The sequence below is a fragment of the Candidatus Micrarchaeia archaeon genome (genome assembly GCA_041653315.1).
Taxonomy (GTDB): Archaea; Micrarchaeota; Micrarchaeia; order Anstonellales; family JAHKLY01; genus JAHKLY01.
In genome coordinates, this window is the sequence record JBAZFO010000032.1 from 1 (window position 1) to 12,739 (window position 12,739).

Sequence of the window (12,739 nt, forward strand, 5' to 3'; positions counted from 1 at the left end):
ATCTTCATATTTATTAAAAAACTTATATTTTTCAAATTTTTTAGAATAAATATAATTTGGAAAAGTTTTGACATAATCTTCATATAAAACAACACCTAAAGAAAGACCCATCCCCCTTGGATCATAATCTTTATCAACAACTAAATACATTGCATTAAACAAAATTTCTTCATAAATATCTTTTTGTTCATTATTCAATTTATTAATATCTAAAATTTCTTTAAATTCTTTTAGGGCATTATAACATTCTACTGCACTTCCAACTTTGAAGTTTACTTTACTTTTATTTAATATGTTTTCAATTTCTTCGTTCAATACAATTTCTTGATATTTATTATGAATTTGATCTAATGTTTTAGATCTCTCTTCATCATGGGAAAAAGGAAATAATGTTATATACTGCGTATATAAATCAAAATTTAGATCTACATTTTTATGGGGTTTTTTAATATACGAATCAAAAGTTAAAAAAGTCGCATTATATAAAACCAATTCATAATACTCAAGAATAGAAGAATCTAATAATTTAATATTTTCAATATTTCCTATTATATTGTTTTCAAAATTATTTAATACTTTCATACAATTTTCAAGATTATTTTTTTTAAAAGAATTAAAACTTTCTTCAGCTAATTTTTGAGCTAATTCTAATTTACTCTCCAAAGTAGGTATTTTTGATAAAATTGGGTTTTTAGTATTATTCTCTTGTTGTTTAAGAATAGGATCCATATATTATATTAAAAAAGAGATATTTAAAAAGATATCTTAATATGTTCACATAGCCAAATATTTAAAAACCAGTAAATGAATATTTATATTGATAAAAATGGCAGAAATGAATTTATACAGAAAAAGAGAATTACAAAATAACGCACAGGAATACTTTTCAAAAGCAGAAAAAATTTTTAGTGACTTTAGAATTAAAGAATCAAGAGAAGGAAAGAAAATAGATACAAAAGTTCTAGAAATTGCTTTTAAACTAATAGATAAAGGATTGGAAATATGGATAAATAATAAAGACGCATATAATCTAAAAGGATGTATCTACATCACACTTGGAAAAACAGAAGAAGCAGAAGAAGCTTTAAGAAAAGCAATTGAAATTGATCCCAACTTTTATTCTGCAAGATATAATTTAGCATTATGTCATTTAGCAAAAGGAAATGAAAAAGAAGCACAAAAAGAATTAGTAGAATTAATACATTTAAAAAAAGATTATTTTATGGCCATAAATACACTTGGTAATATATATCAAAAAAAAGAAGAATATAATACTGCAAAAAAACTATTTGAAAGAGTAATAAATATGCACGAATATTATATTCCTTCATACATTGGAAAAGCAAACTGTGAAGAAAAAGAGGGGAATTTAGAAGAAGCATTAAAAACTATAAAAACTGCAATTAAAAAATTTCCAGATTATAAAAATAAATATTCTGTAGAAGGTTATGCATTAAAAAATTCAGGAGAAGAAGAATTTGATTTTGGAAGAAAATATTTTGAAGAAAACATACATAATTATCCAGAACTAATTTCATTATATTATAAAAAATCAATTATTGAATTAAAATTAGGAAAGGAAACAGCTGCCAAAAAAAGTATGGAAAAAATAAAAAGCACTTTAGTTTTTAGAAAAATTGATGAAAAAAATTTAGCAGATATTGAAAAATAATTTATCTTTTTTTCTTCTGTTTTTTTGTTTTGAACTGTGGAAATGCTTTATTAAATGAATCAACATCTATATATGGATACATTTTAAGAATTTCTAAAACACAACTCAATAAATAAGGGTTATTTATTAATTCTTTATTCGTTTTAAATAATTCTGCTAAGTTTTGGTATCCTTTCTTTTTTCCTTTTGTTATTTTCTTTGCCTGTTCATCAATTTCTTTATGGTTTAAATTTAAAAAATCAAATGCTTTTCTATATAAAGTGATATACTGGCCAACTAATGTTTGTAAAATTTCTCCTGTCTCTGTATCTTTTAAAATACTCATTCTTCTTACTGCAAAATAATTTTTATGTCTTATAAACAAAGCAATTCCCTCATATTCTAAACTATCTGCTTTTGTTTGATTTGGCTTATCTTTATAATTTGCTGTTTGTTCTTTTGAAATCCATGAATAAATTTTTGTTTTTTCTAAAAGTTTCCTTAATAAATAAGCTTCTAAAAATGGTTTATACTCTTTTGGAAAATTAGAAAAAATATTATTCACATCTTTATTTTTTATATTTGAAAAAACATCTATTAAATTATTTTTATTATCTTTAAGTAAAGAATCGATATACTTATCTAATTCTGTTAAGTCCCCTAGAGATTCATAACATTTATTGAAAACCAAATCATCTATTTGAGATAAAGCAAAAACTGCTTTTTCATCATTATCTTCAAATTCAAATTTTATTGAATCATTCCAATTATTCTTTTTATATCTACTAATAAATGTTATTTCTGTCATTTATTCACCTTTTATTAAACGCCCCGGAACGGGATCGAACCGTTGGCCTTCCGGTGTCAGCTCCCAAAGTTTTTTGGTTTCTTTTGGTGCAGCTTTTCTTTCCAAAGAAAAGGTGCTTAACAGCCGGACGCTACTACCGCTAAGCTACCGGGGCTTAAAATTATAAAATAATTTTGGTGGTTGTGTATTTAAAGGTTTTGATTATTTTTTTTCAAGTCTATAATACAATGTTCTCCAGCTAACCTCTAATCTTTTTGCGATTTCTCTTATTGAAACATTTTTTTCCTTTAATTTTTTAGCTCTATCAATTACACTCTCAGAAATTTTATAAGGTCTTCCTTTTTTCAAATCTCTCTTAATAATATTTATATTCATTCGCCTTAGTGCTTTTATTATTTTGATAGATAAAGTATCATATATTCCTTTAGAACAATAAATTGTATTTACTTTTGTATTATTCAATAAATAAGCTAATAAAAAACTGCTCGGTTTTACTTTTATAATTACGCTTTGAGCATTAGGATTTGAATCAATTAAAGATTTAATTTCTTTTCTTGTTCCTCTAAGAATTAGCATCCTTTACCGCCTCTAAAAAGTCTTTTCCTCTTCCTTTTTCCATAATCAATTTTATCTCATTAATTCCTTTTTCTAATTCTTCTTTTTTAATATCAAAAAAATTAGAACACCATTCTAAATCTTTATTTGATTTATATGCAAAAAAAGAAGCTCCAAATATCTTTTCATTGATTCTAAAAGATAATTTTTCAGATTCAATCTTTTCTTTTAAAATTAATTTGGCGTTTTCTATTTTATTTTCTCCATATTCTAAAATATTAAAAACTTCTAAATGGTAGTCCTCGGGTTCAACAGATAAAGTAGGTAATAAATTAATTTCTTGTCGTGTAGTTTTTGAATTTAATAAATAGAATTTATATATCGTTAATAAAAGTTCATTAGTTGCTTTTTTTTCTGTTAAAAGATTACCTAATGAAGTTCTTCTAGTTATCTCTGATTTTAATTCTTCATCTATTTCTAATTTATCATCTATTTTAGTTATAAATTTTCTTTCAATTAATAGATTTTTTACATTTTCAAAACCTTCAACTAAATCTATTCTTGAATCAGGAATTAAACCATTTTGTCTTAAAATAGTATTATATTCTTTTATTTTTCCTCTTTCTTGTTCATCCATTATTTTTTTAACTTCTTCTGCAGATTTTGAAATAAAGGATAAAATAATAGAAGTTCTTGCAGAATTGCTTGTTATTAAACCAGGTTTTTTAATAATTCTCGTTTTTAAGATTTTTGCTGTTTCTCCATACTCTCTTTTTATTCTTTCTTCTAAATTATCTTTTTTAATAAATTTAAGATTTTCATTTTTAATTTTTCCTTTTTCTTCATATTGAACTTTCGCGATTAAATACTGCGGAACATCTCTACCTGATAATAATGTATTCATTCTAGTAAATGCTGTTAATCCATATCTGCCTGTTTTTATTATTCTTCCAATATAATTTCCTTCTATTGGTAAATGAGTTATTAAATTTGGATTTGTATTAATTAATTGCTTAGAAATCAAAAAAGAGGATAAAGCAATTTTAACTCTCTTCAATGTTATTCTCTTTAGATATTCTGTATATTTAATTATAGACAATTGTTTTTTAATATCTGCATTATTTTCACGATTTGAATCTAAATTTAAAGATAATTCTGATGCGCCAATTGAAGGGTGACTGAATCCTCTTGAAAGCATTTCTTTTCTTAATTCATCTAATTCCTTTATACTTTGTTCTATTTGAACTATGTTTTTTGGCGCTTCAACTGAATCTAAATATTCATTAGCATGAAGTATAAAATTATATGAATTTTCCATTTCTGCCTTCATATGTATAATTAAAACACAATCATATAAATACGTTATGGTATTGGAAAAACACGTATAAAAATAGAAAGAAATAAAAAGCGCGCAGGGTATATATTATTTGATGATTTATGAGTTTTAAAGAAATATATACTAAAGCAAGAAATAAAAGATGCATTTTAAATGAAACACAAATAACCCCTGAAGAATTAAACACTTTATTTAATGAATCAGAAACGATATTATTTTTAAAGGGCACATGGGGGGGAAAAATAGCAGTTGGGACAATGAATAAATATATAGGATTTAGAAAAACATTTGATGGAAAACCTAGAGATATAATGTTAAAAATAGAACAAAATACTGAATCAATGAATTTATGGTTAAAAACTGCAGAAAAAATGAATAAAAATATAAAATTGAATACATGGAAAAACTTAACAGTACAAAAATCAACTGGTGATATTTATTCAAGAGATGAAAGTATCAGAGGAACAATGTATCTATCTGAAATTTTAGGAAAAATAGTAGAACTTCATAATCCTACAAACCCCGATATCGCATGGAAAGAAGAAGTAGAGAAATATACTAAAAAACCAAGTGCAATTAAAGTAATGCTATTGGAATTAAGATCTCCAAATATAATCTATTATTATGAAAATTTTTATTTACCGATGGAAAAAATAATTAAAAATTTAAAACAAAAAGAATCTATTTCTATTTAAGTATATATCTTTTCCTTCTTAATTAATGAAAATTTCCAGTAACAGAATCCCTCCCATTATAATTAAATATAGTGTTGGGAGGATAATAATATTGAGAATCAAGAGTAGAAAGTTCTCCTACTCCCCCTATTTTTTGTCCATCTAAGTATATATCTAAAGCAAGCCTTAATCCTCCTCCTACCAAACCCGGAACATTTGGGGAAATTGATGGAGTTAAAAAAGAGTTTATAAAACTTCCCACTAGGGATTCGGTGGGTGAATAAGTAAGAGATCCAACCATTAAACCAACGGTAAGACCTGCAACCTTTTGCATAGTTTTATGATATTTTAACATTTCCCTTGGATAATATATATAATTCGTTTCATCAGTTAGATCAATTGAAACAGGTGCAAGCAAAGAATCTATTTTATCAAAGAAAGTTTGATACGTGGGCTCTCCAGCAGTAGTTTGAAAACCCTCATGTAAAACCCACTTACCGTCTAATTCAGGGTTGATAGAAATCATCTTCATATAACATTCTGTAGTTATTGCGGTATTATCTATATAAGCTGAATTAATTCCCGTAGAATGTAAATAGAAGCCCAATGAGTCTCTCATCCTCCTTTTTATTACTATCCAATTTTGTTCTGCTTTCCATTCATGAGGTGGTGTCCCATACCAAAAAAGATCAGGAAAAATATCTTCATTCCCATTTAGATCAACGTATTTCATTGGATTATTCTGCGCATAGACAAAAGGATTTAAACCATCTTTTACTGGATCTGGGGTTATAAAGCGCCCTAAATCTGGGTCATAAAATCTTGCGCCAAAATATTGAAGACCTGATGAATCTTGTTCATGACCAACAAAATCTTTTCTGTTTTCTATTTCTTGCGCTAAATTTAATTGCGCGCCGAAAATATCATAATCTGTTTTCATAACAACAGATGCGTTTTCATCTGTTATCACTCTTGGATTTAATCTATGGTCATTATGATAAAAATAAATTTTTGGTTCTATAGGTTTATGTAAAATTGTTTTTGGATTTTCAAAATCAATTCTTGAAATTAATTGTTCTCCCACATATATATAAAGAGTTTCATTTTTTTGAGTATTTTCTAAATTTTGAAGATCTTTATTTGTTTCTTTATTTAACTCATTTGTTTTTATTGAAGAAGTTGTATCTGAATAAACCCAATATCCCAACCCTGGCTCTAATCTATTAATATCAATTATTGAATATTTACTTGTTTTTGGATCAATAGAATAAATAGCTGTTTTTGTATCTTTTATATTCTCTTTAAAAGAATCAACATCTTTTTGAGAATTAAAACTTACTAAGGAAAATTTAGAATCACTTGTTTTTAAATTAGAACTTTCATATGTTTTAAATGAAACTTTAATTGGTTTAACTATATATATCATTACTCCTCCTAAAGAAGTTATATCTGTATTTTTATTTATTGAGAGATATTTTTGATTTAAACTATCATATGTATAAGCTGTTTTATAATCTTCATTAGTTAACTCATTAAAAACACTGCTAGAAATCATATTCCAACCAGTATTTAAAGAAATATTTATAAACTCAGAAATTGAGTCTTCAGATCCTTTTAATTTTGAATTTATCTCATAAATTGTATGATCTCCTTCCCAAAAATAATAAACAATATTTGAATCATTTATAAGTTTGATAATTCTTTTTCCACCTAAGGAATAATAATAAGTCTCATTTCCAAAAGACCCATTAATTGTTTTTAAATTTCCAATATTATCATATGTAATATCATATATTTTTTCCGACTCTATTTCGGGTGCTGCTCTTCCTCTTGGCGCTAAATCAATTCCATCATAATTAATAGGTTCAAATATTTTTGAAATTAATCTATTCATATTATCATATTCATAAATATATCTTCCTTCTGGAGTATTTGCTGAATTTAAAATTACTGAATTTCCTCCATCATAAAATTCATATTCATAATTTGTTGTTTCTTCACTTGAATGTTTAATTAAACGATTATCTAATTCATCATAAAGATAACTAACAGAATTGAAAACTTTTTCATTATTACTATATACATCAGTTAATCTATTTGCTAAATCATATCTAAAGCTAGCCAAATTTTCCCAAACATAAGAAGAAGGTCTCATTTCTACAAGGTCTTCTTCTATTATACTTGGTGAAAAAGAAGTTGGATTTAAAGAATTTATTGAAATAATATTAGATAAATCATCATAAACATACTGTCTCCCAAAATAATTAAATCTATCTTTATCTGTACGTAATTCAATTAATTGATCATCAATATTATATTTATACTTTGTTTCTATTCCATTTCCAAAATTTATTTTAGATATTCTATTATATTCATCTATTTCAAAATCTACTATGTCTTCTTCTTCATATTTAACATCTATAATTTTTCCTAAATGATCATACATATAAGAAATATCTTTTTCATTTATCTGTTTATTTACTAGATTAAGAAAATCAAAACTATTTTTAATTTCTATTGTTTCTTTATTTGTATTGTCAATTTTATTTACAATTTTTTGTGAATCAATCAACCCTTTTTCATTATATTCAAAATTAACTATTTGATTCTCAGATTCTTGAATACAAACTTTTCCTTTACCATATTCACAACTTGAATCCTCTAAAAATAAAATATCTCCATAAGAATTTGAAACAACAAAATCAAAAGAATTTTTATTTAATAATTGTGTAGATCCTAATCTATTTAATTCATCATATTCATTATATAAAACTAAATAATCAATCTCCTTTCCTTTGTTTGGTGTTAGATATAAATTATCTAAATAAACCTCTCCAAAATTCCAAATCTGTAATTCAATAAATTCTGTATTTAATGGAGAAGTAATATTAAATGAATATTCTTTCCAAGATTCACTTAAATGATCCCCAGGCATTTGTGTATTTATTAAATTATAACTACTATCTAAAAATTTAATGTTAAATATAAACCCTCCAGTTCCTTTTCCATATGTTCCAATAATAAAATCTTCTTTTTGATTAAATGGAATTTTATATATATAATTACTTTTTCCAATACCATTAAATTGAATACATTTTTCAGAATAACAATCAGTAGAAACATGATTAACTATAGGGATACTATAAGAAAAAGGAATTTTGAAATATTTTTCAGTTTCTAATTCAAAACCAGAATCAATAATAAAATTATTTGTTGCTGTGTAAATTAAATTGTTTTCATCATCATAAAAATTAGTTAAATATCCTCTATCTGGATCATTCGAATAAATAACATTACCTCTAAAATCATAAACATTTTTTATCTCTCTATTTAAAGGATCAATATGTGTTTTTACATTTTCTGATGTGTCTGTATATTCAAAAATTTGTTTTCTTCCTAATTCATCTTCTATTTTTATATTTCTTCCAAAATTATCTACTGTTGTTTTTATTGTATTCCCCAAAGCATCTGTAGTTTCTGTTATTAAATTATTTCCTGTTCCATATTGATTTATTGAAGAAACTAAGGTTCCTGAAAAATCATAAGTTCGCTTTAATTCATTTAAAGGATCATTTGAATATTCATGTTTAATAAATTCAATATCCTCAGGAAAAGATAAATCAGAATTTGTTTTTAAAACAGATTTTTGTTTACTTTGTTTTAACACCTCACCAAAGGAATTATATTCTATAAATACCCTTAATATCTCATCACAATCATCAAATTTACAATTTCCTTTATTACTATCTATTGCAATTTTATTTCCAAAACCATCTAAATACGTTTTTGTAGTTTTTGTTTTATCTTCTACTATTTTTTCATCAATAGTAATATATGAAGGATAAATTGAAGTTTCAGTTTCTAAATCAATAAATCTTCCGGGCATATATTCAATATGTTTTATAATTTTAGTACCTGAACCTAAGTAAGGGATATAATTATATATTAAATAAGGTAAACTTTCTCCAGGTGCATATAATTCTTTTGGTCTATTAAATTCATCATATACATAATCTATTTCTATATTATTTATATCTGATTTTAATATTAAATTATCTTTTTCATCATAAAGATAAGACTCAACTCCAGAAAGATCTCTTTTTTCTTCAATTAAATTTGTATTTGTATATTTAAATTCATTTTTAACTCCATTTACAATTTGCTCCTTTATTAAACTATTATCTTCATAATCAAATGATTTTTGTTTTATAAATTTTTGTGTATTTTTATCATAATTATATGTTGCATTAGTTATTATTGATTTAAAATTAAAAGAATCAAGATAATCATAGGTATTCTTAAGTACGCCATCAAAAACATCAAAATTCTCTTCAATCAAATTACTTCTATCTGTATCTTGATTCCCTTGGGCTTGATATTCAACAATATCAAAAAGATTTATTTTTTTATTTAAAAGATTAGGTTTTGATTCCCATAAATATTTGGTATATTGTTTTATTTTTTCTTCACCAAAACCTTGAATATTAATTATAGGCTGATCAAATTCATTATACTCTATTTCTTTATATTGAATTTGACCTCTTGTATCTATCGTTTGATTTTTTAATAAAACACTATAAATAAGTGGGTCGTCTGATTTTTCGTTAAATGAATATTTATTTACTGAAGAAGAAACCAATTCATTATCTTCTGAATAAAGTTCTGTTTTATACTGAATTCCTCTTAATAAATAACCTTTTATATCACTATAATTTTTAGGACCATTATAAAAATAATCTATTTTTTTGCCTTTATCTTCATAAATAGTTTCTGTTTTATTATAATAAACTGTTGTATATGTTATTTGTTCTTCTGCTCTAAAACTATTAAGAGTAACAGTAAAAGTCTTTGGAAGTAGTTCCATATTTAAAATTGGATTAAAATAATTAAATTTAGTAATTATTGCTTTTTCTAAAATAGGATCATAATCTATTATTTGTTTTATATTCCAACCAAAAACAAAATTAGAATCTGCTAAATCACCAATTACTGGATTACTATTATCATAAACTGAGTGCTGAATAGTAATTTGTTTAGTATTAGTCTCATTTTTTAATTCATAATTAAAGATCCGTATTCCTCCATTTATGTTTTTAACACTTTTTAATAATCCTAAAAGATTATCTGTATAATATTCATATTCTTTTATTAATAAACAATTTTCCCCATCTGCATTTGAACATTTTTCTATTTTTGATAATAAAGATACATTTTTAATATCTTTATTTTTATATCGTATTGCATCAGAACCAAGCATTCCAGTTCTTTCATCAATTTTTAAAGTTGTATTATATCCTTCTTCACTTAAATCAATGGTATTATAAGTAAAAATATAATTTTCCAATAATGTTTTTTCATCCTTAGTTAAATATTTTTTAATCGAGTTGAGGTTATAACAAGAACTTTCATCATTTAAACCTTTATAACAATAACTTGGATCTAATTCTGAATATTCAAAATTAATTTCATGTCCATAAAAATCATAAATTTTTGATATTCTTGATGAATCAGTATAATCAATATGTTTTGTTTCTATATCTGAACAAGTTCCTCCACATTTATATGTATTATAAAATTCTAACTCATTTTCATTATTTAATGCCCATGCTATTTCACATTTCTGTATCCTAGATAATAATTCTACAGAACAAGTTTCTTGAATAACACATCCCTGAAGTGTATTAGGATTCCAAAATATCCCCCCATTTATAAAACTATCAGCACTATGATCATTAATTACTATATCGGTCTGACTTATCCACCACATGTCATTATTTTCATTATAATAAGCACTACACCATGGAGAACCAATATCCACTCTATTATTATGGTCATCTCTTGTACCAATTTTACAAGCAGTACAATTATCAGTAACTTCTTGAGGAACTTTATATACTTCATATTCATAAGAATTTAATCCAGAATATTCATCACAAAAAGTATATGAAAATTCTTCAATTGAATCATTATACTCAAAATTTAATTTATTATTATAATTATCTTTTATTTCAGTAATATCCCATTTTGAAATATAACTATAATAATCATAATTTTTAATAGAAACAGAAACTGGTGTAAAATTAGTATATAAACCACAAGAGGGAGTTGAAACTGAACCTTCTGTTGGGGAGATTATTGGAGCCATTCTTCTTGAAGGAGTTAACGGCGAAGTTAAACCAAAATCAAACTCTATTTCTTCTTCCTCTTCTTCAGTTTCTTCTTCAGTTATATTAAAATGCCAGATCATTGCTTGTTCATAAATAATTCTTTTATTTGGAACTTCTTTTATTGTAATCCAAGTATCACCAATACCTGATAAAGAATAATCAAAACACTGCCATTTTAAAGAGGGAACATTATATTCCCAAACAGCAGGATGTTCAATTATGATAGTCTCATATCCAATTACCCTCCCAAGATCATCATAAATTGGATCTCCTTCTAATGTTTCATTCCAAGCAGGAGAAACCTCTATAATTTCTTCATTAACATTTGTCCTTAATCTTAAGATATCTCCTTCCCAGCAATTTGAAGGAATAGTTAAATTTTGGATTCTTGTATCATTTAAAATTCCCACCCCTGCTTCTTTAACTTTCCAAACACTAGTTTCTTCTAAAATATTGCTAGGTTTTGTATAATTAAAATAAATAGCACCTTCATCTAAAACTTGCCCATAAGTATCCCAATCCCCATCATATGCTTTATAATACATATATAATGGATGACTATACCAATTACCTTCTACTTTAATCTCTGGCGCTTTAGCCTTTCCACATGCATTAGAAAAGGAAGATTGATAACAAAATTCCATAGTATCTGTACCACTATTACCAGGTAATAGACTCACTATTTTATGATCAAATTTATATTCATTTCCAAAAGTATCTAAGATTATCCAATAAGAATCAACATTATTATTTGTATAATTATATCTTTTAATATTCAAATTAGAATATTCTTTTGTTTTATATTCTTTATACTGTCTTGTTGTATTAAATAAAATTAATTCATATTTATTTCCGGCAATATAAATTTTATATAAATAGTTATCTTCTCCATTAAATGTATTTGGCCTTGCTTCAATATAAGGAAAATTCATTTCCCAACCTGCACCTAATTCTCCAGGTCTCGCATAACTCAATGGGTATGGTTTTATGATTTTACCTTCTGAGTTAGTATAATCTTCGTATTCTGAAAAAGTTTCAAATTCACTAAATTCAGGATAAAAGTTATTTATTGAATAAATTAAATTTATTTCTTGATTTAAATTTATATTATCTGAAATACTTGTTATTGATTCAAATAAAAATAAATCACCAGTAGATAATGAAGGATTTGCAGAAGTAAATTCAGAATCAAATAAATTTAATGGATCTATTGAAAATTCAAATTCATTAGATGCAAAAACTAAAATACTTAAAGAAAATAAGAACAACATTATAAATTTTATATTTATTTTATTAAACATACTTAATTTATAAAAACAAAATATATATATATGCTCTTTTTCTGTTTTAAGGCAATAATTTTCCTGCTTTTATTTTCTCGCTTAAATACTCTCCAATAAATGAAAGGCGCGGACCTTGAAGCGCATCTAATTCAATTTTTTGTTTTGTGTTTAAAACTTCTTTTAATTCTTTTACCCATTCTTTATGTCTATTTATCCAAGGATAATCAAGCATTTCTTTAGCTCTTTTCAATCCACTACTTTTGCT

General features: G+C 24.9%; 8 protein-coding genes and 1 tRNA gene. 2 read left to right on the forward strand and 7 right to left on the reverse strand.

All coding sequences use genetic code 11. The features are described from left to right. Positions 1–729: hypothetical protein (locus tag WC356_05995; protein MFA5382697.1), on the reverse strand; the 729-nt coding region annotated here is incomplete at its 3' end. Between the two features lie 97 nt (positions 730–826). Between WC356_05995 and WC356_06000 the strand changes: the two genes are divergently transcribed. Next, a complete protein-coding gene (locus WC356_06000) occupies positions 827–1,672 on the forward strand; it encodes a tetratricopeptide repeat protein (protein MFA5382698.1) in 846 nt (281 codons plus the stop codon). Between the two features lies 1 nt (position 1,673). On the opposite strand, the gene WC356_06005 is transcribed toward WC356_06000, so the two are convergent. From WC356_06005 to WC356_06020, 4 genes are all read right to left on the reverse strand, one after another. Then, positions 1,674–2,459 carry a hypothetical protein gene (locus WC356_06005; GenBank protein ID MFA5382699.1) on the reverse strand — a complete coding sequence of 262 codons (786 nt, stop codon included), beginning with the start codon at positions 2,457–2,459 and terminating at the stop codon, positions 1,674–1,676. 19 nt (positions 2,460–2,478) lie between these two features. Continuing rightward, positions 2,479–2,613: transfer RNA gene (locus tag WC356_06010), tRNA-Asn, on the reverse strand. Positions 2,614–2,660: 47 nt separating this feature from the next. Further along, complete coding sequence (locus WC356_06015) at positions 2,661–3,035, reverse strand: helix-turn-helix domain-containing protein (GenBank protein MFA5382700.1); 375 nt, start codon at positions 3,033–3,035, stop codon at positions 2,661–2,663. Continuing rightward, positions 3,022–4,344 carry a DUF530 family protein gene (locus WC356_06020; protein MFA5382701.1) on the reverse strand — a complete coding sequence of 441 codons (1,323 nt, stop codon included), beginning with the start codon at positions 4,342–4,344 and terminating at the stop codon, positions 3,022–3,024. The genes WC356_06015 and WC356_06020 overlap by 14 nt, the downstream gene beginning before the upstream one ends. A gap of 107 nt (positions 4,345–4,451) precedes the next feature. Here WC356_06020 and WC356_06025 point away from each other — a divergent pair, with 107 nt between their 5' ends. Then, positions 4,452–5,045 (forward strand): hypothetical protein, encoded by a 594-nt coding sequence (locus tag WC356_06025; GenBank protein MFA5382702.1) that lies wholly within the window; start codon positions 4,452–4,454, stop codon positions 5,043–5,045. 22 nt (positions 5,046–5,067) lie between these two features. Here the strand turns inward: WC356_06025 and WC356_06030 are convergent, their stop codons facing one another. Continuing rightward, a complete protein-coding gene (locus WC356_06030; GenBank protein ID MFA5382703.1) occupies positions 5,068–12,492 on the reverse strand; it encodes an RHS repeat-associated core domain-containing protein in 7,425 nt (2,474 codons plus the stop codon). Between the two features lie 46 nt (positions 12,493–12,538). Further along, positions 12,539–12,739, reverse strand: a 201-nt coding sequence (locus WC356_06035; protein MFA5382704.1) for a hypothetical protein, incomplete at its 5' end; no start/stop codon positions are given.

What these genes read in the sequence shown, in the direction of transcription:
- WC356_06000 (MFA5382698.1), top strand. Translation starts at nt 827, where the DNA reads ATGGCAGAAATGAATTTATACAGAAAAAGAGAATTACAAAATAACGCA.
- WC356_06005 (MFA5382699.1), bottom strand. Translation starts at nt 2,459, where the DNA reads ATGACAGAAATAACATTTATTAGTAGATATAAAAAGAATAATTGGAAT.
- WC356_06015 (MFA5382700.1), bottom strand. Translation starts at nt 3,035, where the DNA reads ATGCTAATTCTTAGAGGAACAAGAAAAGAAATTAAATCTTTAATTGAT.
- WC356_06020 (MFA5382701.1), bottom strand. Translation starts at nt 4,344, where the DNA reads ATGAAGGCAGAAATGGAAAATTCATATAATTTTATACTTCATGCTAAT.
- WC356_06025 (MFA5382702.1), top strand. Translation starts at nt 4,452, where the DNA reads ATGAGTTTTAAAGAAATATATACTAAAGCAAGAAATAAAAGATGCATT.
- WC356_06030 (MFA5382703.1), bottom strand. Translation starts at nt 12,492, where the DNA reads ATGTTTAATAAAATAAATATAAAATTTATAATGTTGTTCTTATTTTCT.